General features: G+C 37.6%; 22 protein-coding genes. 20 read left to right on the plus strand and 2 right to left on the minus strand.

Features of this window, described 5'->3' with window-relative positions; genetic code table 11:
- Positions 1 to 49 precede the first annotated feature (49 nt).
- Positions 50 to 1,012, minus strand: coding sequence for an endonuclease/exonuclease/phosphatase family protein (locus LV704_RS13050; protein WP_163423498.1), 963 nt, complete (start codon positions 1,010 to 1,012; stop codon positions 50 to 52).
- 398 nt (positions 1,013 to 1,410) lie between these two features.
- On the opposite strand from LV704_RS13050, the gene LV704_RS13055 reads away from it, so the two are divergent.
- Together LV704_RS13055 and LV704_RS13060 are read left to right on the plus strand one after the other, a co-directional pair.
- Positions 1,411 to 1,746: a single-stranded DNA-binding protein gene (locus LV704_RS13055; protein WP_163423497.1), complete on the plus strand. Its 336-nt coding sequence runs from the start codon at positions 1,411 to 1,413 to the stop codon at positions 1,744 to 1,746.
- A 75-nt stretch (positions 1,747 to 1,821) separates the two neighbouring features.
- Positions 1,822 to 2,271 (plus strand): JAB domain-containing protein, encoded by a 450-nt coding sequence (locus LV704_RS13060; RefSeq protein WP_163423496.1) that lies wholly within the window; start codon positions 1,822 to 1,824, stop codon positions 2,269 to 2,271.
- Between the two features lie 239 nt (positions 2,272 to 2,510).
- On the opposite strand, the gene LV704_RS13065 is transcribed toward LV704_RS13060, so the two are convergent.
- Complete coding sequence (locus LV704_RS13065) at positions 2,511 to 3,506, minus strand: IS110 family transposase (RefSeq protein WP_163424038.1); 996 nt, start codon at positions 3,504 to 3,506, stop codon at positions 2,511 to 2,513.
- A gap of 460 nt (positions 3,507 to 3,966) precedes the next feature.
- Between LV704_RS13065 and LV704_RS13070 the strand changes: the two genes are divergently transcribed.
- The 18 genes from LV704_RS13070 to LV704_RS13155 all read left to right on the plus strand — a co-directional run bounded on the left by LV704_RS13070 (position 3,967) and on the right by LV704_RS13155 (position 23,129).
- Entirely contained in the window at positions 3,967 to 4,344 is a 378-nt protein-coding gene (locus tag LV704_RS13070) for a BfmA/BtgA family mobilization protein (protein WP_163423312.1), read from the plus strand.
- A gap of 5 nt (positions 4,345 to 4,349) precedes the next feature.
- Positions 4,350 to 5,378: a MobB family relaxase gene (gene mobB / locus LV704_RS13075; protein WP_163423311.1), complete on the plus strand. Its 1,029-nt coding sequence runs from the start codon at positions 4,350 to 4,352 to the stop codon at positions 5,376 to 5,378.
- Positions 5,375 to 6,817 carry a type IV secretory system conjugative DNA transfer family protein gene (locus LV704_RS13080; protein WP_163423310.1) on the plus strand — a complete coding sequence of 481 codons (1,443 nt, stop codon included), beginning with the start codon at positions 5,375 to 5,377 and terminating at the stop codon, positions 6,815 to 6,817. Before mobB ends, LV704_RS13080 begins: the two co-directional genes overlap by 4 nt.
- Positions 6,818 to 6,950: 133 nt before the next feature.
- A complete protein-coding gene (locus LV704_RS13085) occupies positions 6,951 to 7,274 on the plus strand; it encodes a hypothetical protein (protein ID WP_163423309.1) in 324 nt (107 codons plus the stop codon).
- A 163-nt stretch (positions 7,275 to 7,437) separates the two neighbouring features.
- Positions 7,438 to 8,520: an efflux RND transporter periplasmic adaptor subunit gene (locus tag LV704_RS13090; protein ID WP_163423308.1), complete on the plus strand. Its 1,083-nt coding sequence runs from the start codon at positions 7,438 to 7,440 to the stop codon at positions 8,518 to 8,520.
- A gap of 24 nt (positions 8,521 to 8,544) precedes the next feature.
- Positions 8,545 to 11,778, plus strand: coding sequence for an efflux RND transporter permease subunit (locus tag LV704_RS13095; RefSeq protein WP_163423307.1), 3,234 nt, complete (start codon positions 8,545 to 8,547; stop codon positions 11,776 to 11,778).
- Entirely contained in the window at positions 11,779 to 13,215 is a 1,437-nt protein-coding gene (locus tag LV704_RS13100) for a TolC family protein (RefSeq protein WP_163423306.1), read from the plus strand.
- An 18-nt stretch (positions 13,216 to 13,233) separates the two neighbouring features.
- Complete coding sequence (locus LV704_RS13105; protein ID WP_163423305.1) at positions 13,234 to 13,647, plus strand: hypothetical protein; 414 nt, start codon at positions 13,234 to 13,236, stop codon at positions 13,645 to 13,647.
- Between the two features lie 49 nt (positions 13,648 to 13,696).
- The gene (locus LV704_RS13110; protein WP_163423304.1) at positions 13,697 to 14,128 is read left to right on the plus strand and encodes a TerB family tellurite resistance protein; all 432 of its coding nucleotides are present in this window, start codon (positions 13,697 to 13,699) and stop codon (positions 14,126 to 14,128) included.
- Complete coding sequence (locus tag LV704_RS13115) at positions 14,125 to 14,715, plus strand: HD domain-containing protein (protein ID WP_163423303.1); 591 nt, start codon at positions 14,125 to 14,127, stop codon at positions 14,713 to 14,715. The genes LV704_RS13110 and LV704_RS13115 overlap by 4 nt, the downstream gene beginning before the upstream one ends.
- Positions 14,716 to 14,782: 67 nt before the next feature.
- Positions 14,783 to 15,937 (plus strand): AraC family transcriptional regulator, encoded by a 1,155-nt coding sequence (locus LV704_RS13120; RefSeq protein ID WP_163423302.1) that lies wholly within the window; start codon positions 14,783 to 14,785, stop codon positions 15,935 to 15,937.
- Positions 15,938 to 16,256: 319 nt separating this feature from the next.
- Positions 16,257 to 17,000, plus strand: coding sequence for an RteC domain-containing protein (locus tag LV704_RS13125; protein WP_233782038.1), 744 nt, complete (start codon positions 16,257 to 16,259; stop codon positions 16,998 to 17,000).
- Between the two features lie 275 nt (positions 17,001 to 17,275).
- Positions 17,276 to 17,554 carry a helix-turn-helix domain-containing protein gene (locus LV704_RS13130; RefSeq protein ID WP_163423301.1) on the plus strand — a complete coding sequence of 93 codons (279 nt, stop codon included), beginning with the start codon at positions 17,276 to 17,278 and terminating at the stop codon, positions 17,552 to 17,554.
- A gap of 8 nt (positions 17,555 to 17,562) precedes the next feature.
- Positions 17,563 to 18,093: a hypothetical protein gene (locus LV704_RS13135; RefSeq protein ID WP_163423300.1), complete on the plus strand. Its 531-nt coding sequence runs from the start codon at positions 17,563 to 17,565 to the stop codon at positions 18,091 to 18,093.
- Positions 18,090 to 18,752: an ATPase gene (locus tag LV704_RS13140; RefSeq protein WP_163423299.1), complete on the plus strand. Its 663-nt coding sequence runs from the start codon at positions 18,090 to 18,092 to the stop codon at positions 18,750 to 18,752. Before LV704_RS13135 ends, LV704_RS13140 begins: the two co-directional genes overlap by 4 nt.
- Before the next feature lie 124 nt (positions 18,753 to 18,876).
- Positions 18,877 to 20,481, plus strand: coding sequence for a DNA cytosine methyltransferase (locus LV704_RS13145; protein ID WP_163423298.1), 1,605 nt, complete (start codon positions 18,877 to 18,879; stop codon positions 20,479 to 20,481).
- A gap of 24 nt (positions 20,482 to 20,505) precedes the next feature.
- A complete protein-coding gene (locus tag LV704_RS13150) occupies positions 20,506 to 21,654 on the plus strand; it encodes a restriction endonuclease (protein ID WP_163423297.1) in 1,149 nt (382 codons plus the stop codon).
- Positions 21,651 to 23,129: an ATP-binding protein gene (locus LV704_RS13155; RefSeq protein ID WP_163423296.1), complete on the plus strand. Its 1,479-nt coding sequence runs from the start codon at positions 21,651 to 21,653 to the stop codon at positions 23,127 to 23,129. Before LV704_RS13150 ends, LV704_RS13155 begins: the two co-directional genes overlap by 4 nt.
- Positions 23,130 to 23,154 lie beyond the last annotated feature (25 nt).

The raw sequence follows: 23,154 nt of genomic DNA on the forward strand, positions 1-23,154 counted from the left end.
TGTTTTAGAGGCTCACCGAATAGGTAACTTTTATGTAAATAGCTGATGATTACAACCTAAATTCTGCCCAAAGGGGAAAATGATCGGAGATCATAAAAGACATGCGTACTTTGGTAAGGTCTCTATTGGTGAGAACCTTTCCCATGAAATTGAAATTACCTCCGTTTACAAATTCCAAGGATAATTTGGGGGCGTTGTTATCCCCATTGAACCAAGCTATTTGGTCGTAGAACTTGGTTTCATCAAAAATGGACCTGGTTACTTCTTCATTCTGTAACTCAGGAGGTACATGCAGCCCGGTAGATATAAAAGTTTGATTTAGCAAATCTCCTCTTTTGTCGATATTGAAGTCACCCAGAGCAATCAAATTATGGTCAAACGCATTGATGTCGGTCGCCCAGCTTGAGAGCCATTCGGCTATGCCTCTTAGTTCATCAATTCTATCATTGCTACTATCCCCAAATAATATATGTAAAGTGACTAAAATGAAAGTACGATTGTTTGCCCTAAAACTTACTGCATATGGAGATCTAACAAATTGTCTTTCCAAAGAGATTTGGTCTACTTTATCTTTCCATTCGTTGGGAACAACCAATTCCGCAGCAAGGCCTGACAAATTCACTCTCCTGGTATCAAACAAATATGCCATACGTTCATCATTGCCCTCATCACCTCTATTGACATCCGTCAATATCATCGACCAATCATCACCCAAAAGTTTTAATGAATCTCTCAGTGCGCGTATGTTCGCCTTTACTTCCTGAATTGCAATAACATCAAATCGCTTAATGATTTCAACTATGCACAAAATCGAATGTAGGTCTCTTTTTGGACTATCATTATCTCCACTTTCCCATTTTCTTGTAAGATTGCCAAAAGCCCTAATGTTCCACGTAGCAATTAACAAATTGTGATCAAATTCTTTGAAAGGGATTTTTTCATCCAAATCCTTTTTCAATAGAGTTAACTCCTCTTGGACTTCAATTGGTGGCGTATCAAATACAGTCGGCATCTTATAAAGTTACTTATTTTTCTTATAGATTTTAACAGGGTGTTCTGAGTATTACACTTAGCCCCACTCCCTTCCATTTTAAGCTTCCCATAGTTTTTTATTTCACTTACCGAGCCCTCGCCATCACACTTTTTTAGACAGCAAAACACCAACATTCAGAAGTTGACCAGACAGCATAAAGCCAGTCGCATACTCCTTTTTTATAAGTCTTAGCTCAATTCTGAATATTGAAAAGGTGTGGCATCAAAAAAAGGTAACAACGAAGGCTCTATGGGAAGTAAATCAAAATATCAGACTATGAAATCATCTCAAAATATCCAAAAAGGGAGTGGGACTAAGAAAATCAAAAAGGAAAACACTCTGGATATAATAAGTAAATCAATTTTAAATCTATAATTATGAGTACTATCAAAAACTATGTACAGTTAATCGGAAATGTTGGTATTGAGCCAACTATCACAAACCTTGAAAGCGGAAAAAAAGTAGCCCGATTATCCTTGGCGACCAATGAGAATTATAAAAATAGTAATGGAGAAAAACAGACCGACACCAATTGGCACACGGTTGTAGCCTGGGGAAAAGTTGCAGAAATCATTGAAAAATATGTAACCAAGAGCAAAGAGATTGGTGTTTCCGGAAAACTCAAAACACGTTCCTATGAAACCCAAGATGGAAACCAAAGCTATGTTACCGAAGTAGAAGCCAATGAAATTCTCCTATTGGGAAGCAAGTAACATCCAAAAATAAAGAGGGTGATACCGTGGAAAGTCGCACCCTCTTTTTCATTATCAATCTTAAACAGAAAAACAATGAAGGGTAAAGTTAACGAAATAAGCATCAGTTATAAAGAACGAATCAAGTTATTCCATTCACCAAATATCAAGAGCTCAATGGATGCTGCAGAAGTACTGTACGAGCATTGGGATAAAAACAATATTGAATTACAGGAAAGTTTCAAAGTATTGTTATTGAACAACTCCAATAAGGTCAAAGGAATTTATGAACTGTCCAAAGGAGGAATCACGGGAACATTAGTGGATATGCGAATCTTGTTCGCTACGGTTTTGAAATCTTTATCGGTGGCTATCATTCTGGCGCATAATCACCCTTCAGGAAAATTACAAGCAAGCAATTCAGATATTGAGCTTACCAAAAAAATAAAAAATGCCGCAGACTTATTCGATATAAAAGTTTTAGACCATTTAATCATAACACCAGACGGAAACTACTATAGCTTTTCAGATAATGATATTATTTGAGGTTAATTGATACGAATTACCTATGGTCGGGTTTCGCTAAATTTCTTAGATTTAAGAGGTCGGAACCCGACAATTTTTATGTGTGATTATCCTATCTTGATTTGACTTTCCTGATAATCATATTCATCAAAAATCACAACTAAAAGCAACTGACTTTTTAGTCAGATTGTTTGGAATTTTGTTCGCTTAGGGCGAACGAAATGATTTCCATGTTAAAACCAAGGAAAAAATAAAAAATGTCAACTAATAGTTTTTACATAAGGTTTTTGTCTTTTGACCACGGCACAGATTCGATGAACGAGTTTGTTCCTGACGTTGTTGACGATGAGCATTTTGTTTTTCCCTTCTTCGACTTTTCGCAAAAAGTAGGTTCTGATGTCAGGGTCATGATTAATCGCAGCCAGGGCGGACATATGCAGGTGTTTTTTAAGCGTCCTGTTTGCCATAGGATGGACTCTGGACTTCCGGTGTATAGATTCTCCAGAGGTATATTCAAAAGGCACTACACCGCTATAACAGGCAAGTTGTTTAGGATTGTCATATCGGGTAAAGAAGTTGGTAAATATGGTAAAGTGAAGTGCAGTGATTTGTCCGATTCCAGTAACGGAAGTCACCAATCCAACGGTCTTATTGAGCTTATCATCAGAAAGCACCAGTTTTTTAATTTCAGCTTCAATACGGTTAATTTCGTCATTAAGGTTTTTGTTAATTTTTTTAAGGTTGCGTTTGGCAAGCTTTCCAAGCTCAGGAGAGAACAGTTCCAGTTCATTGGGGTACTTGTTCACGTCCGCTCTGGTATTGACGAGCTTTCTTCTGATCTTGAGCAATATCTTCACCTTTTCGAGTATTTCCGGCATTGGCCTGTAAAGCTCAAGCTCTTTATGGTTTTTAGAGGCGTATATGGCGATACGTTTGGCATCTACCCTATCGCTCTTACCTCTGACAACACCTATGCTCTTGGTAATCTGTATGGGCATTTCCACACAAAAGCTGGCTTGTTTTTCGACAAGTTTGGTAATAAGGATTTTTCCATAGACACCCGTATGTTCCATGCATATAAGCGTGTTGGACAGAGGAATCTTTTGGTTTTTAAGAAGTCTGATAAAGGCATTGGCACCTTTTCTGGTGTTTTCGAATACATACGAGGTAGTCCTGTCATTATCAATGATGGCCACGTCGAAGAACCTTTTCGACAGGTCGATACCGATAAAGAATTTAAAGTCTTGTTTGTTCATAATGAATAAGTTTTAAGATAGCATGGCCAGTACCCAGATACTCATCGAACCCCTGATAATAGGCCTATAAGCCTGAATTTCCATCTGATGCCTGTCCGGAGTAAACCAATAAGGGCTTTTATCAAATAAAGTATAAGTCTTGAAACTTTGAAAAGCGTATAATTCGCCCTAATCAGTTTGGCCACAGCCAATAATTATTGAGAGTTTTCCCCCGATAGAAAGTTACTTATTACAAGAACCAACTATCATAAAAAAATCTCTATATCAGCGTGATTGTAAAACTAAGGGGGAAAAGCAAGAGGGTAACACGCTGCGCGATGTTTCAACAAGCCTCTTGTTTTTAACCAACTGTTTTTCAGTTGATTAAAAAGTAAATTTCATCAAAATGAAATTTAAAGTATTGGTTTTTAGAGTAAAAAGGCGTTCGGCTTAGTAAAACCAATGAATTTTTAGAGTAAAAATGGATAACGGATACGAAAAAGAACAATTTACAACTATCAGTTTTAAAAGCTCGATAGCAAAAAAGTTTCGGGCTTTTAGCAAGAAAATGGGAGCATCTAATTCCATGACCTTATTGATGATGTTGGACTTTTTTGAAACCAATAATGTTTCCCCGAAAGAGTCTATAGGTCCTACTGTCCATACGCTTGAAAATCTCATTAAAAAACGAGTTAGTGCTGTCATCGCTATTCTAAGAGATATGGAAAAAAATCAGACCCGACCCACTGTTGCCATGATGCAATCTCTTTTTGAAGAAGCAGAACCGAAAAACAAACCACCATTGGTCGAAAAGAAAGTGCTATTTCAGGAAAAGAAAAACAACGATAGCAAATTATAGGCACCATGTATATAACAATAACACCACAAAAGTTAGGAGGCTCATATTCCCAAAGTGTATCTGATTATGTAGACTATTTGGAAAAAGAAAATCAGGGTCTGGAACAACAGGATAAGGAACACTTTTTTAATCAATATGGAGATGAGATAAATGTCAAAGAAGTAGTCAAAGAGATTGATGGGAACACAGCAAAACTGAAAAAGACCGAACCCAAATTTTATTCCATTACCATAAGTCCAAGTAGATATGAATTGAAACAATTACAGAACAGTAGTAAAGATTTAAAAGCGTATACCCGTCAAGTAATGAAAGATTATGTGGCATCGTTTAATAGAGAAATCAATGGTAGATCCATTACTATTGATGATGTTAAATACTATGCTAAGATTGAGCATCAACGTAAATTCAAGGGAACCGATTTTCAAGTCAAGGAAAACCAGCTCTACGCCACTAAAATCCTTCAGTTAAAACAGGATATCCGAAGAATTGAAAATGGCAAAATGGAAGGCAACATTTCAAAATTGAAACAAAAAATCAATCAACTTGAAAAAGAAGCACCACACCAACAAAACGGAAAGCGAATTGTTCAGGGAATGCAAAAAGAGGGGAATCAAAGTCATATCCATATCATTGTAAGTCGAAAAGATGCTTCCAATTCAGTAAGTCTGTCCCCAGGAAGTAAATACAAAGCTTCAGAAGTCGTAATGAACGGAAAGAACATAAAACGCGGCTTTGACAGGGATTCATTTTTCGCCAATGCTGAAAAGACATTTGATAGACAATTCGGTTATAAAAGAAACTATGCAGAAACCTATCAGGCCAAAAAGGATTTTATCAAAAATCCCAAACTCTATTTTTCGGTATTGATGGGATTGCCCACGACTGAAAAGGCAGCAGCTTTCAAAATTTTAGGTAAATCGGGAGTGCCGATGATGAACATTCCAACCAATAAGGCGCAATTGGCAATCAAAGCATTTAAACGACTTAAAAAGGGTGTAGGTATTGCCATTAAATCAAGTTCCATAGGTATATGATTTGGTCGGTGCCACATATCATTTTATATATCATAGTCCCAATACTATTGCTATCAACTGTACTATATGTGTTTTTGCACAGTAGCCCAAACACCAAGATTAATCAACAATACAAGGTGCAATTCAAGGTGAAATCTGGGAAGTTCCAAATTGATAATATCAAGCGAGGAGCTTCAGTTATAGGTTCTGCAGGGAGCGGAAAGACTGAGAGTGTGGTTTTCAATTTTTTGAAGCATTTTAGTCAGTATGCCTTTTGTGGGGTCATTCATGATTATAAACATTTTGAACTTACGGAGATTGCCTATCCATTATTCAAAATAGCTACAGTCCCTTTTTATATTGTGTCGTTTGGTACCATTTTCCATCGAGTAAACCCAATTGCACCTCGCTACATGGAAAATGAGGAAAGCGTGAATGAAGTTTCGAGAGTTTTGGTTGAGAATTTATTGGAGCAAAAAGAATCAGGTAGTACAGGAACTTCAAAATTTTTTACAGATGCAGCGGAAGGCTTGATTAGTGGATTGATATGGAAACTGAAAATATCTTATCCCAAATACTGCACCTTACCTCATTTAATAGCTATCTATCAGCTTTTAGACACGGATAGCCTTATCGCTTTTCTGGAAAGTAATGTAACCGCTAGAGCTATGGCAGCTGCTTTTATCAGTGGCAAAGATTCCGATAGACAGACCGCAGGCGTTAAAAGCACCTTGGCCAACGCCTTCAAAAAGATTAGCACGCAACGCATTTTTATGGCGTTATCAGCAGATGAAGTGCCGTTGGATATCAATAGTCAGGAAAAACCAGGGGTAATTTCTGTGGTCAATAATCCTAAATATGAATCCGCTTACTCACCCATTATTGCAACTATTGTGCATACCATTACCAAACAAATGAGTGTACGAAATGCGAAGCCTTCATTTTTGATGATGGAAGAAGCGCCGACCATTCGCTTATTGAATATGCACCGTATTCCTGCTACTTTAAGGAGTTACGATATTGCCACAGTTTATGTAATGCAAGACAAAATCCAAAATGACATGATGTATGGTGATAAGGCGAGTAGAGCTATTTTAAGCAACTTATCTTATCAGTTTTTCGGAAAAGCAAATGACCCTGATACGGCCAAGTACTACGAACGCTTTTTTGAACTCATAAAACAGCCAACGAAAAGCATTAGTAAAAGTAGCGGATTGAGTTTAGAGAGCCGAATTACAAAAGGTGAAAAGGAAGTTTCCAAACGAAGAGCCGATATCTTCTTTCGGTTAAAGCAGGGAGAGTTTATAACCTTTGCGGATGGTAAGGATAAGAAAGTACGGTTTAAACTATCCAAAATTGAAAAGCAGCTACCTAAAAGTCTTAAAAACTTCACGGATACCGAAATAGCAGAAAATTTTGAGAATATTTATAGAGATGTTCGGTCATTGTTTAAAGGTTAAAATTGGTTCATAAAAACGCTATTGAGTTCAAATTTCAGAAATTTAAACTCTCCAAACCTTTTTCTTCTTGTATGCGAAAGTAATTCTCAAGTACTTTTGCTCTCGTTAATAAAATCAGGGCTATCAAAATTTAATGAAACTTAAATTTCTCATATTAATTTCTTCTTTACTGTTTGCTCCTTTGACATCAGGAGAGGTAATCAGTACACAACCTTTGGAATGCATTACTTCTGAGGTTGAAGAAGAAATTTATGTTGATGTCATCGCACCCATTGTCGATGATGTTATCATTGAGGATGGTGGAAGTTTCGGAAATGAAGCTCTGGTGCAGGAGCCTACAGAAGTAACACATATAGACATTCCTGTAAGGTTAAGTATTGGCTGTTTTTCCAATGTGGTCAATACAAGGGAAACCCCTCGCTACATCACCTATTGCTGCTTAAAGATAGCGTGCTAATCCCCACTTTTTAATTGCATATCAAAAGCAAAAGGACTGTGATTGAAGGTCCTGACTTTTGGTGTTCAATTTTCATCATTTGAAAGCTTTCTGCTTCTAAAGACAGATAAGTTTTCACCATTCCCCGTTTTTAAAATCCAATTTGTCAAATACAATCAATACAATGAAGAGAATTTCTAGCATTATGTTACTGCTTGTACTCGTTAGTTTCGGTAGTTGCAAGCATCACAAAAAAGAACACAAAGAAGAGGTCAAGCATTTAGTGACCAGTCCAATAAAAATGGACACCATCATTACCAAAGACTATGTCAGTCAAATCCATTCCATAAGGCATATAGAACTAAGAGCCCTTGAGAAAGGATACCTACAAAAGATTTCTGTGGATGAAGGGCAATTTGTAAAAAAAGGACAGCCCATGTTTAAGATAATGCCAAACGTATATCAAGCTGAATTGAAAAGAGCTGAAGCCGAGGCCGATGTTGCTGCCATAGAGCTTAAGAACACGAAACTATTAGCAGAAAGCAAAGTCGTGTCGCCAAATGAATTGGCTATGTCCAAAGCCAAATATGAAAAAGCCAATGCCGAAGTGACCATGGCTAAGACCCATCTTGGATTTACCAATATTAAAGCGCCTTTTGATGGTGTCATGGACCATTTGCATGTACGGGAAGGAAGCCTTCTGGATGAAGGCGAACTATTGACCACCCTATCCGATAATAGTAAGATGTGGGTGTATTTCAATGTTCCTGAAGCTGAGTACCTGGACTATATCACTAATGGTCATAAAGATGATAAAACGGTGGTTAGTCTGTTAATGGCAAATAACCGAGAATTCAATCACAAAGGAATTGTCGAAACCATCGAGGGAGAGTTCAACAATGAAACAGGAAATATTGCTTTTAGGGCTACATTTCCAAATCCTGATGGTATTCTAAGACACGGCGAAACAGGTAGCATTCTTATAAAAGTACCTCTTACGGATGCTTTGATTATACCTCAAAAAGCCACCTTTGAGGTGCTTGATAAGAAATTTGTTTTTGTTCTGGATAAGAATAATATCATCCGTCAAAGAGAAATTACCGTTGGAGCCGAACTACCACATTTATTTGTGGTGGAAAAAGGTCTTTCCGAAAAAGACAAAGTGCTTTTGGAAGGCATCCGACTGGTAAAAGAAGGTGAGCATATTGCTTATGATTTTCTACCTCCGGAGGAAGCCATTTCAAACTTGGAACTCTACGCAGAATAGTCCAACCTTAAAATTCCATTAGAAATGTTCAGTAAGTTTATAAAACGGCCAGTATTGGCCATAGTAATCTCTGTTATCATTGTTTTTACAGGATTACTGTCTATCAATAAATTGCCTACATCGCAGTTTCCCCAAATTGCACCTACAACGGTAAATATCTTCATAGCTTATCCTGGGGCCAGTGCCGATGTATTGGTAAAATCGACCTTGATTCCATTGGAAACCTCCATCAACGGCGTACAGGGCATGCGGTATATTGCTTCGGATGCTACTAGTGCAGGCGAAGGAACGTTGCGTATCATTTTTGAACCTGGTACAGACCCCAATCAAGCTGTGGTTCGGGTAAAAACCAGGGTTGACCAGGTTATGCCTTTGTTACCGCCTTTGGTACAACGTGAAGGGGTCATCATCACGCCAGTACAACCAAGTATGCTCATGTACGTGAACCTGTATAGTGATGCCAAGAAGAATGACGAAAAGTTTCTCTACAACTACGCCTACACGAAAATTGTTCCAGAACTACAGCGCATTAATGGTATAGCAAGTGCCAAAATATTGGGTAGCCGAAAATATGCAATGCGTGTATGGTTGAAACCAGATAGAATGCGAGCCTATAATATCTCTGCAGAAGAAGTGCTAGAAGCTATGGACGAGCAAAGCATTATAGCACGACCAGGAAGGTTGGGAAGAAGTTCAGGTAAGCAGGCACAATCTCTAGAGTATGTGTTGACCTACGAAGGACGCTATAATGAAGCAGACCAGTACAAGGATATCATCATTAAAGCTAATGAAGAAGGAGAAATTCTTAAGCTGAAAGATATTGCCGAAGTAGAATTAGGAAGTGAATTTTTTGATATTTATTCCAACCTTGATGGAAAACCATCGGCATCCATTGTTTTAAAACAAACCTTTGGAAGTAATGCCAGTGATGTTATCGACACCGTAAAAGACAAGCTGAAAGAGCTTGAAGAATACCTTCCACCAGGAGTCGATTATAAAATCAGTTATGATGTATCCAATTTCCTCGATGCATCCATAGAACAAGTGATGCATACCCTTCGGGATGCTTTTATTCTTGTGGCAATTGTGGTATTCCTGTTCTTAGGGGATTGGCGGTCAACCCTCATCCCGATTATTGCCGTGCCTGTTTCCTTGATTGGTGCCTTTTTCGTGATGCAGTTGTTCGGTCTTTCCATCAACCTGATTACATTATTCGCACTGGTATTAGCCATAGGTATTGTGGTGGATGATGCCATTGTGGTAGTCGAGGCGGTACATGCCAAAATGGAAGAGGAACATCTTGGCCCTTATCAGGCCGTAAAAAATGTTATCAGCGAAATTGGTGGTGCCATCATTGCCATTACTCTGGTAATGGTATCGGTTTTTGTTCCTATTTCCTTTATGACAGGTCCTGTTGGTGTATTCTACAGACAGTTTTCCATCACGATGGCAGGTTCTATCATTATTTCCGCTGTAGTGGCATTGACGCTTACTCCTGTACTATGTGCCATGATATTGAAGAACAACCATGGACAGCCTAGAAAGAAATCCCCCATCAATCGTTTCATTGACTGGTTCAATACAAGATTTGAGAGACTTACGGGCAGATATGTGAATTTCCTGAAATTCATCGTGAACCGAAGAGTGCTCACCTTCGGAATCCTGTTGGCGTTCTGTGCCGGGATATTCTTTACGAACAAGTCATTGCCTGCAGGATTCATTCCCAACGAAGACCAGGGAACTATCTATGCTATCATACAAACTCCCCCTGGTGCCACATTGGAGCGCACCAATGAAGTGGCCAGAAACTTGCAACGTTTATGCGAAGAAATGGAAGATGTTGCTTCGGTTTCATCACTGGCAGGATATGAAATCATGACGGAAGGACGTGGCTCCAATGCAGGTACCTGTTTGATAAACTTGAAACCATGGTCTGAACGGGAAAAATCGGTTCATGAAATCATGGAAGAACTGGAAGAGGGAACCAAAGACTTGGGCGCGGTTATTGAATATTTCGAGCCCCCTGCCGTGCCTGGCTTTGGGTCTTCTGGAGGATTCTCCATGCGCCTATTGGATAAAACCGATGGTACGGATTATCATGAATTTGAAAAAATCAACAATGCCTTTATGGATGCCCTGCGCGAACGCAAGGAACTCACAGGACTCTTTACCTTCTTTGCCGCCAATTATCCACAATATGAATTGGTCATCAATAATAAGGCAGCGATGCAAAAAGGGGTGTCCATTGGTAAGGCCATGGAAAACCTGAATATCCTTATCGGAAGTACCTACGAACAAGGATTTATCCGATTTGGACGATTCTTTAAGGTGTATACCCAAGCGGCACCCGAATACAGAAGATTGCCGTCCGATTTGGAAAAACTCTTTGTGAAAAATGAGATTGGGGAAATGGTATCCTATTCCTCGTTTATGACCCTTGAAAAACGATTGGGACCTAATGAGATTACACGGTATAATCTATACAATTCTGCTGCTATCAGAGGGTTGCCAGCTCCAGGATATACCAGTGGGGATGCCATTAAAGCCATTCGGGAAGTAGCGGAACAAAACTTGCCACGGGGATATGATATCGCCTGGGAAGGGCTGTCCTATGACGAAGCAGGTAGGGGAAATGAATCCATCTACATTTTTACCGTGGTATTAATATTTGTCTATCTGGTTCTGGCAGCACAATACGAGAGCTTCTTGTTGCCACTGGCGGTTATCCTATCATTACCCGTTGGGATATTCGGTTCCTTTTTGTTGCTCAAACTTATGGGGCTTGCCAATGATGTGTATGCACAGATTGGATTGATAATGCTAGTAGGTCTTCTGGGTAAGAACGCGGTGCTTATTGTAGAATTTGCGGTGCAAAAACGTCGTGAGGGAGTTAGTATTCTGGATGCGGCCATAGAAGGTGCTAAAATGCGTTTCCGTCCTATTTTGATGACTTCATTTGCCTTTATCGCAGGATTGATTCCATTGGTCATTGCTACAGGTGCAGGAGCTATTGGAAACCGAACCATTGGGGGTTCCGCTATGGGCGGCATGCTCATAGGTACCTTAATAGGTGTCCTGATAATCCCAGGTCTCTACTACATTTTTGGAAAAATGGCAGATGGTCGAGGACTCATCAAAAATGAGGCTGATGAACCTGTTTCCGAAGAGTTTGTTAGAGCCTCCGAAGAAGCCATTAAAACTAAAACCCAGTTAAGACAGTTGTTGTCAAAACTGACTTCAAGAACAAAAAATAAATAAATGACCATGTTTAAATATAGAATACGAAACATACTGCTTTTGCTTTTGGTAGTGCTGGCATGCTCATGCGCATCTACCATAAAAGTGAGGGAAGCAAACACAACGGTACCCGAACAGTATCGAGGACAATCAATCGATACGGTGAATAGTGCTTTGGTAAACTGGAAAAATTTCTTTTCCGATGTACATCTTATAGCACTCATAGATACAGCTTTGGTCAATAACCAGGAGTTGAACATTTTCTTGCAGCAAATGGCAGTGGCCAAAAATGAAATAAAGGCACGAAAGGGAGAATACCTGCCATTTTTAAATTTTGGTGCAAGTGCCGAAGTTGAGAAAGTGGGAGAATTTACCCGAAAGGGAGCGATTGAAAAAAACCTGCCTGTTCGAGAAAGTGAAGCGTTCCCGGAACCTTTGTCCAATTATACATTGGGATTGACAGCTTCCTGGGAACTTGATGTTTGGAAAAAGCTCCGTAATTCCAAAAAGGCGGCTGTCATGGACTATCTGGCTACAGTCGAGGGCAAGAACTTTATGGTCACCAATCTGGTTGCTGAAATAGCGGACGCCTATTATGAATTGGTAGCCTTGGACAATCAATTGGCCATCATTGAACAGAATCTGGAAATTCAACAAAATGCTTTACATATTGTTAGACTTCAAAAACAGGCAGCTAGAGCCACAGAGCTGGCCGTAAAACGATTTGAGGCCGAAGTGCTAAAAAATATAAGTGGAAAGTATGGGATTAAACAACAGATTATTGAAACCGAAAACAGAATCAATTTCCTGTTGGGTAGGCAACCTTCCCAAATTGACCGAGCCTCGGGAAATTTTATGGAAAGTGTTGTTGACGCACTATCGGCAGGAATTCCAGCTCAGTTGCTCAGTAATCGCCCCGATATTAGAAAAGCAGAGTTTGAGTTGGGAGCTGCCAAACTGGATGTCAAGGTAGCAAGAGCTAATTTTTATCCCTCATTTGGTCTTAAGGCTGGTGTAGGTTTGGAAGCTTTTAAACCTAAATTCCTGACATCGACCCCAGAATCTTTGCTTTATAGTTTGGCAGGAGATGTAGTGGGGCCTCTCATCAATAGAAATGCCATAAAGGCTGAATATAACAGTTCCAATGTCAGACAGCTTCAAGCAGTTTTTGAGTATGAGAAAACGATTTTAAACGCCTATTTGGAAGTTGTCAATGGGCTTTCCAATATTGAAAACCTAAAGAAGAACTATGAGTTTAAAAATCAGCAGGTAGATGCATTGACCAAATCCATAGAAATATCCAACAAATTGTTTCAGTCGGCTCGTGCGGATTATATGGAGGTGTTATTGACCCAGCGTGATGCCCTGGAATCAAAAATTGAATTGGTAGAAACCAAAAAAGAACAATTAAAAGCCAGAGTAGTTGTATTTCGCGCTCTAGGTGGTGGTTGGAAATAATAATTAAAATACAATGTCATGTTTATAATAGACGTAAAAGATAAAAAAATAGGACTCTTAAAGTTAGACCATAATGATGCCATTATTTATCAGAGAAAAGATGATTTTAATATGGATAGCTCAAAAAAACACAAGCATACCGATGACTGGAAAAAACTTGGGGTAATCAAAAATTATTTGACTAGTAAAAAGAAAACCGATGACCATCAGTTTTTCAAAAAAATAATAAAAGAAGTAGCTGGTTTCGATTTTCTGTTGATAGCCTCCCATGGAAAAGGTAGTGCCAATGAAGGAGAAAATTTAGAAGCCTATATGGATAAACACTGTAAACATTTGAGCGAAAAGATCGTAGGTCATATCGCCACACACAACCATAGAACAGAAAATGAACTCCTATCTGAAGCGGATACGTTTCTGAATTTTCGTTGGTAACAAATCACAATTCCCTTTGGGATAATTAAAGAACTCAAAAATTAATAAAATGTCATTTTCACAATTATATGAATCAGGAACTCAAAAGCGAAATGTATTGCATTTCGCTGCTATTGCCAATATGGCCTTAGTGGACGGTGAACTTAATCTGGAGGAACAAAGCATGCTGAATACGTTTTCCAGAAAACTTGATATCAGCAAAGAACAATATGAAGAAATAATGGATAACGTATCAAGCTATCCCTTACCTATTGTCACAACCATAAAGGAACGTTTTGAATATATCTACGAACTGTTTTGCATGATTTATGCCGACCATGAAATTGACGAGCCCGAGATGCAATTGATTCGAAAGTATGCGATAGGAATCGGCTTTGAAAAAGAGATAGCCAATAAATTGATAGCGTCCTCTATTAAAATATTCAGTGGAAAAATTTCCTTTGAAGAATATTCACTCATGGTCAAAATCCTGGCAGAGTGAAAGATATTTTGGGATTGGCGAAGAAACTCTGTGTTCAACTGTTGACCAAAAGTCGTTGCAGTAAATTGCCGTTTCACAATGTGATGCATACCATGGAGGTTTATGAAAATGTGCTGAAAATTGGTATGTATGAAAAACTGGATATGGATGAACTTGAGCCCGTATTGTTGGCCGCCCTGTTCCATGATGTGGGGAATGCAATCACATTCATGGGGCATGAAGGTCATAGTGCCCATGAAGCGTTTTCATTTCTGACCAAGCAAAATTATCCGAATGATAAAATCACAATGGTATGCAATAGTATTTATGCTACCCAAATCCCCCAGAGCCCAAGAAACATTTATGAAAATATCCTTTGTGATGCGGACCTGTTCCATTTGGGGAGCAAACAGTATTTTGTTAAGTGTGAATTATTGAGAAGGGAATGGTTTAATTTTTTACAATTAGACTGCTCCGATGAAGATTGGAATATAACCAATATTCAATTTTTAAGTAGGCATCGTTTCCATACGGAATATGGGAAGAAGATACTTGAACCCATTAAGCAGGAGAATATTGGGCGTCTAAAAAAAGCGATAAATGATTAAAAACGGCTCATATAAATTTAAATTTGTAATCTGGAATTGGCCATGCAATTACTGATTGTAGTTTTTTATGGAATTTTCATATAACATAATAAGTTTAATAGATATTCTGGGAGTTGTTCAAGGACTGCTCTTCGGGATAATGTTGTTATTCATGCATTCCAAAAAGAACAAGCCCACACTGTTTTTAGGACTGTTTATACTATTGTTTTCGTTGGAGCCCATACCCAATGTATTGGAGGATATGGGAGTATTACTGCAATACCCAATATTGGAGCTACCTCCCATTCATTTCCATTTTTTGGCTTATCCATTGTTTTATATCTACATCCAAAAAATATCGGTGTTCAATGAAAAAAAACTTAGTTATTGGACATTGATTCCAGGTGTGGTTGAGACAATTGGAGGGTTGATTATTTTCCTTTTACCGATAGCCACCAAACTCCAACTTAAAGAATCTTCTTTCGCGTTGGTATATTTTGTTTTGGGACTGTGCTACTCCATTTTTATTGGAATACTGACCATCAGGTGGATTATGTTACATCAAAAAGAAGTAGACAATCAATTTTCGGAAACCGTACACAAAAACCTGAATTGGTCAAAGCTATTTGTATTCGGAAGTATCTTTTTTCAGATACTATTCTTAATTCATCTTTTTATAGATAATCATACACTTTACTTTTTCGTAACCCTTGTAAATGTTATACTAATTTATTGGGTGTCCTTTAAAGGAATCACACAGGAGAATATCGTATCGCTATACTTGTTTTTCCATAATAAAATAGGAGGCTATCATAATGCAGAAAGTGAAAATAAAACCATAGAAATTTCCAACCCTCCTTTAGAATTGCCTGCGGTTGAAAAAGTGAAAACACCTTTTATGACAGCCGAGGAAATGAAGGAAGTTATAGAGATGGTAACTCGTAAAATCAAAAGAAATGAAAGTTTCTTAAAATCCAATCTCACCATCGTAGATATTGCCGAGGAAACAAATATTCACCCTAAGCGCATTTCGCACGCTTTGAATAATCAGTTAGGAGTAAATTTCAATGGTTTCATCAACAAGTTCAGAGTTAATAAGGCCAAGGCTCTATTGGTAGATGAAAAATCCAAAAACCTGTCTATTGAAGGTATCGGTATGGAAGTAGGCTTTAACACGAAGGCCACATTTTATGCAGCATTCAAAAAGTATGAAGGCTGTACTCCTGCTAAATATCGTTCCTAGTGTTTCCTATTGGTTTAGATTTCAGAATGTTGTACGAAGTATCAGTTGAATATCAAGAAAAGGAAACAAATACAAATTAACTTTGTGTAACGCGTTTCTCTTTTTGATTGGTTGATTGTAAGGAACCCCTTTGTACCGTTATACGCTAGGACAGTACAAAGGGTTCTTTATTGATATAAAGGCCATAATGTATAACCAACTTTTGTATTGATTAATTCTGAAAACTTATAAGGACATACTTAAAAAACTAGATAGTGACCTGGACTACATAGAAAACAACATCGAAGATGTTTTAATCAAGGCCGAGAAAGGCATAAGATTGGCGAAAAAATCTTTGCTGGAGGCCAGAAAGCTCATTAATAAACACGAATTTAAGTCAAGGCATGACGAAATTAACTTCTTTAAAAAGATAAAACCGCATTTAAACAGCAAGTTAATTTACTACGTAAAGCTATTCAATATTGAAGGTAAGCGACCTCGAAGTAGTAAGAAATCGCAATCTAAATATCTAAATGGTCACATAGATAAGCTTCAGGATTATTTCAATGACAACTTGGAGTTTTATCATTACTACCGAAGAAATGCCAACTCATTGGATGAACAATATTTTTTAAGAGGGAACGCAGATATTCGTTTGTTTCCTGACTGCCTCCTCTTTTTTACTGATGAGCAATTTTCAACTAGCCATGATGGTACCGTGGCTACAATCATAGCTTATGATATGCTAATTGTTCACCTCAAAACCGAAATTGATAAACTTGAAAATAACAATGGTATGGAACAGGCAATGAATCCTTTCAGTCAACAGTCTCATTTATTTTGGACAGCTCATAAAACCGATTTAATTGAGCTGATATATGCCCTCCACAGTTGCGGAGCTGTAAATAGTGGTACTGCCGATATAAAAGAAATGGCCGCTGCTTTTGAACGTTTGTACAATATTGATTTAGGTAATTATTATCACACATTTGTAGAAATAAGGTCTAGGAAATCAAACAATACCAAATTCCTTGACAAACTTAAAACAGCTCTGCTTAAACGTTATGAAGATTCCGATGAATAATACCATAGTTGCACCCAAGTTGGGTGTTTTAAACACGTATGGTAATGTCATTTTATTTACGGGTGAATGATACGACGGTGTTTTTTACAGTTATTAAATGACATTAATGTAACTCATTAAAAATGAGCGAAAAAAGAACCCAACTTGGGATTGCCTATTGAATAAAGTAAATTAATACTTACCAATTTTGTAGGACGAAAGTCAAATCACTACAAAGCCGTCTAATATCTCTCAATTGATTGCAGACGGTTTTGTTTTCTAAAATCGTTTTATAAATGGGAGCAACTATTATTACCTCTGAAGACTTGATGGAATTCAAATTGGAATTACTCGAAGACATCAAGCAACTTTTACAAAACCAAAATGGACAACCTGCTAAAAAATGGCTTAAATCTCCAGAAGTGCGAGAGCTTTTAGGCATCTCACCTGGTACGCTGCAAAACCTACGCATAAATGGCACATTGCCTTATACCAAAATTGGAGGGGTACTGTATTACGACTATCAGGAAATCATTCAGGTACTAGAGAAAAACAAGATTCATAATAAATTCTAGCGTTTGGTTTGCAAGACATCAACTACATCAAGCACCTCAATGGGGTGTTTGAGCAGTTTTCAAAAGACAGTAGGTTAAATCCAACCCATATCAGTTTGTATGTGGCCTTGTTTCAAATCTGGAACAACAACTTTTTTAAAGATGAATTTTATATCAACCGAGAAGAAGTCATGAACTTTTCAAAGATTGGTTCTAAGTCTACCTACCATCGTTGTATCAAAGAGTTGAGCCATTGGAATTACTTACTCTACACACCATCTCACAACCCATTTAAAGGAAGTCGTATCAAGATGTTCAATTTTGGGACAAGTACTGGACAAGCTTTGTACCCAAGCCGTACTAAAATCGAGACAAGTACTGGACAAGCATTGGTACCTATAAACAAACATATACAAACTATAGAAAACAATAAAAACTTAAACAAACAGCAAATTTTAGAAAATTCAAATTCAGAAACTGATGAAAACCATTTGGCAAGTGTCCCATATCAGGACAACCTAAAGACCAGTTCGGATAAAAATTATGACGAACCCTTATGAGCAATCCAAAACCACATATCATTATTGAAGGTGCTGTCCAGTATGCTTTGGGTACTATGCGAGGCAATCAAATTTTGTATGATTTTGATAAAATGTTGGTTTATCTGGATGCCAAAGGGAAACTAATTTTTGGAAATAAATTTAAAATCTACAAGGAAGACCGAGACATTCTCTACAAACTATGCCTGTACTTTATCCAAGATAGAATTGCTTGTGCAGCATTTGGGATTGATATTGATAAGGGTATTTTACTTTCTGGTCCTGTCGGCTGTGGTAAAACCTCTTTGATTCGCTTATTGAAGCATCTGGTGCCGCACCGAAAGCCTTATGAAGTTGTGCCCACTCGAAACATTGTCTTTGGGTTTAATCATATCGGTTATAAGACCATTGAAGATTATGGCAATACCCAATTTTTCTGTTTTGATGATTTAGGTGTAGAACCTATGGGTAGGCATTACGGTAAAGATTGTAATGTGATGGGGGAAATCCTGCTATCTCGCCATGACCTATTTCTGAGCAAGAAAATTAAAACTCATGCTACAACCAACCTCAATGCCCAGGAATTAGAGGAGCTTTACGGTATTCGTGTTCGTAGCCGCATGCGACAGCTCTTTAATTTGGTAGCTTTTGACAGGGGGAGTAGGGATAAGAGGAAATAAGAGTCATTTTTCCTTTGAACTCATTGTTAAGATTGATATTTTTAGTACTTAACATTTAAATAATTTATGTCAGAAATATTTTACAATACAAAAAAATTAGCCTTACCAAATATTAAGAATAAAAATGGCCATACCAGTAATTGATATATTTGCTGGTCCCGGTGGTTTAGGCGAGGGTTTTACAAGTATAGTCAATGATGATAACGAAAGAAAGTTTGAAATAGCCTTATCCATTGAAAAGGAATACTATGCTCATCAAACACTTACTTTAAGAAGTTTCTATCGTCAATTTGACCTAGGTGAAGCACCAGAGGATTATTATAGATTGCTCAAAGGTGAAATCACCCTAGAAGAATTGTATGAAAGATGGCCAGAGCAGGCTCAATTTGCAAAAAATGATGCTTGGTTGGCTGAACTAGGCGATGGAGAGAACTCTATTTCTCCAGAAGAAGTGGATACTCGGATAATACAAGCATTGGATGGAGAAGAAAACTGGTTGCTCATAGGTGGACCGCCTTGTCAGGCATATTCCGTAGTAGGTAGATCAAGGCGTCAAGAAAAAATTCTAGACGGGAAGAAAGATGAAAGAGTTGAGCTTTACAAACAATATTTGAGGATTTTGGCTGTCCATAATCCATCCATTTTCATAATGGAAAATGTGAAAGGATTATTATCTGCGGAAACCGAAGAGAGCCCAGTTTTTGCCCGTATTCTTGAAGACTTGAAAAACCCAGTCGCATCCTATGAATTGGACTATGGCGAGAATGATGAAGCACTTGCTTGCCCCGGTTATAATGTATTTTCTTTAACATCAAGGCCATTATCGTTTGATATTGAAGGCAATCCGGTTAACAAGCATAAGGACTATATCATACAATCAGAAAATTTCGGTATTCCTCAAACTAGACATAGGGTTATCCTGCTGGGAATACGAAAGGGTTATGAGATTACTCCAGATGTTCTTCAATCACAAGATGAGGTGCCTATATCTGATGTTCTTAACGGCCTTCCAAGACTTAGAAGTGGTCTTTCAAAAATTCAAGATTTAAATGAAAACTGGCTTAACGTAGTTACTCAGATTGCTGACACAAAACTATTAAGTCAAGTAGGGTCTAAGGTTGGAGATGAAATTGCCCGTCAAGTAAATAGATTGAGACTTCCTCAAAAAGGAATTGGATCTAACTTTATTGGTTATAGGAATGTCAGCCCAACATATAATCCCGATTGGTTTATTGATAATAGGATAGGTGGGGTTTGTAATCATCAATCAAGAGGTCACATGGAAAGCGATTTACACCGTTATTTTTTCGCATCATGCTTTGCCAAAGTGAAGAAAAAATCTCCAAGACTAGAGGACTTTCCAGCATCACTATTACCAAATCACAAAAATGTTCAAGAGGGAATCAAGGATAAGAAATTTGCCGATCGTTTTAGGGTACAAATCTTAAACAAACCTAGCAAAACAATTACCAGCCACATTTCAAAAGACGGGCATTATTATATTCATCCGGATGCTACACAATGCAGAAGTCTAACGGTTAGAGAGGCTGCCCGAATTCAGTCTTTTCCGGACAATTACTATTTCTGCGGCCCCAGAACAGCACAATTTGTTCAAGTAGGGAATGCAGTTCCTCCCCTACTTGCAAAAAAAATAGCAATTATAGTTGATGATATGTTTCAGCAAATTGAAGAAGAAGTTCAAGAAACTCAGCTATCAGAAACCATATAACCTAATAAAACATGAAATTGCTCATTGACGAATAGTTACAAAATAGGACATAATTACAAGGACATTTTAAGTGTTTCTAGGGAAAATGACCAATTTGTCTCGTGGTTTTCCTTAGATGAAAGTGGCATTGGTAATTCCGGTGGTATTAGAGCGGCAAAATATTTGAATATTGTTTCTCATCTACCTTGTTATATAGTATTGATAACTAGAACTATTTCTCACAGGTGGTATAATCCATGGGAAGATATTGTTGACTATTCAACTGGATTTATTTTTTATTGGGGAGATGCAAAGTTCAGTAGTAAAAAAAATTACGAACAATTTAGAGGGAACAAACATTTGCGAAATGTTTTTGATAAGGTATTAGAAAACAAACTAAGTGAAGTGCCACCAATTTTACATTTCTCGAAAGTAAAAAGTGGATTGGTAAAATTTAATGGTTTATGCGCTTTAACCAATCTGGAATTGACTTGGTTTGAAGACAAAGGAAATCCTGTTAAAAACTATCGTTGTGAATTGACAATACTTGATATTGAACAAGTCCAACTTTCATGGCTTCATGGCCGAGTAAATTGTAAGGCAGAGGAAGCCCTAAATGAAAAAGCTCCAAAAGTCTGGAGAGATTATATCAAAGGGAATATTAAAAAGCTAGATATCTGGTCCAAAAGCCTTTATAGTAAGGAGGAGCAACTACCTAGTGAAGATAGCAAAGAAGCTTCTTTGTTAAAAAAAATCAACAAGCTTAACCCAACTCAATTTGAAGCCTTCGTTGTTGAGCTATTTCGTAATCTACCACATGTAAATCATAAAATCATACGGACTAGGCCAACCGCTGATGGGGGATTTGATTTTTACGGACGCTTTACTATACCATATCCAATAAAGTATGAGATTGAATTTTTAGGTGAAGCAAAAAAGTTTGCTCGAAATAATGCAGTGCAACCTAAACACGTATCAAGATTGGTTGCAAGACTAAATCGTGGTCAATATGGTTTGTTTGTGACTACTTCTTATTATACAAAACAAACACAAAAAGAAGTTTTAGAGGATGGTTATCCGGTTAGACTTTTTTCGGGAAATGATTTAATAAACATTATGCATGAGTTAAGACTAATTGAAGATGGAAAAATAAAAAAAGGATGGCTTGAAACGATTATAAAAGAAACTCTGTGAAAATAGATCAGCTTAAGAAATTTGAAGGCGAAGAAGCTATTCCAAATGCGAAATCAATGATTGAAAGTTTTCGTTCTATAGGTTATAGTCTTCCAACGGCCATTGCTGATATCATAGATAATAGTATAGCTGCCAAAGCTAAGAACATTTGGATTGATTTTCAATGGGCGGGACCCGAAACCTCTTTGGTAGTAACAGATGATGGTAAAGGAATGTCAAAATCCCAATTAGTAGATGCAATGAGGCCTGGTTCAAAAAACCCTTTATTGGCTAGGAGCCAAGAGGATCTTGGAAGATTCGGTCTAGGACTTAAAACAGCTTCTTTTTCTCAATGTAGAAATCTTACTGTAGCAACCAAATCAAAAAAAACTAACAAAGTCAAATACAGGTGTTGGAATCTCAATTATGTAGCAGAAGTAAACAAATGGAAAGTTTTAAAGTATCTATCGGATGAAAGGCTTATTGCAAGACTGAACGGTTTAGAGTCGGGAACTTCAATCATTTGGCAAAATTTAGACCGTGTCATTTCTATCAATGATGAGTATCCAGAAGAAGCTATGAATCAATTTCTGGAAAAAATTGAATTCATAAAAACTCACCTCAGCATGGTTTTTCATCAATATATAGAAAACCAAAAATTAACAATTTGGATTAAGGAGAGAAAAATCAATCCATGGGATCCATATTTAAAAGAAGAGAAGGCGACAAAGGTTGTTGAAAAATCTATAATCAATGATGAAATTGAAGTTGTCTCTTACGTATTGCCTCTACATTCCAAAATAGATAGGCAAGTTTTTGAAAATGCCTCTGGAATCAAAGGCTGGAACTCTCATCAGGGTTTCTATATTTATAGGAACAACCGTCTTTTGTTAGCAGGTGATTGGTTGGGCATGTATAAACAAGAAGAACATTATAAACTTGCCAGAATATTTGTTAATATTCCCAATACAGTCGATGTGGACAACGCATGGCAATTGGATATCAAAAAATCAGTGGCTATGCCACCACCAGAGGTCAAAGTTAAGTTAAAAGAAATTGCAGATAAAGTAAGGAAAGAAGCCGTAGAAGTATATCGACAAATTGGCGTGAAGCGGCAAAGAAACAACCATAAGAACAATATCCTCGTTTGGACGGATAAAAAAAGTAAGGGAAGAAGATTTTATCAAATCAATAGAGCTCATCCGATTATAAAAAACTTTCTTTCAAACCACCCGAGTAGCAAAGCAAAATTAAATAGACTATTTCGAATTATCGAGGAAACAGTACCACTTCCTTTAATTGTCTCCAATGAAACTGAAAACAATGATTTCCAGACAACACCATTCGAAGGAAAAGCTAGTTCGGATATGGTCAAAATGATTATTGAATTATATGAAACACATATCTCGGTAGGAAAAACAAGGGATGAGGCGATAGATGAAATATTAAGAACAGAACCCTTTGCACATTATCCAGAACTAATCGAAAATATATGATTTTAGATCTTACAGAACTTGAGCT

The sequence above is a fragment of the Flagellimonas sp. CMM7 genome, from assembly GCF_021390195.1.
Taxonomy (GTDB): Bacteria; Bacteroidota; Bacteroidia; order Flavobacteriales; family Flavobacteriaceae; genus Flagellimonas.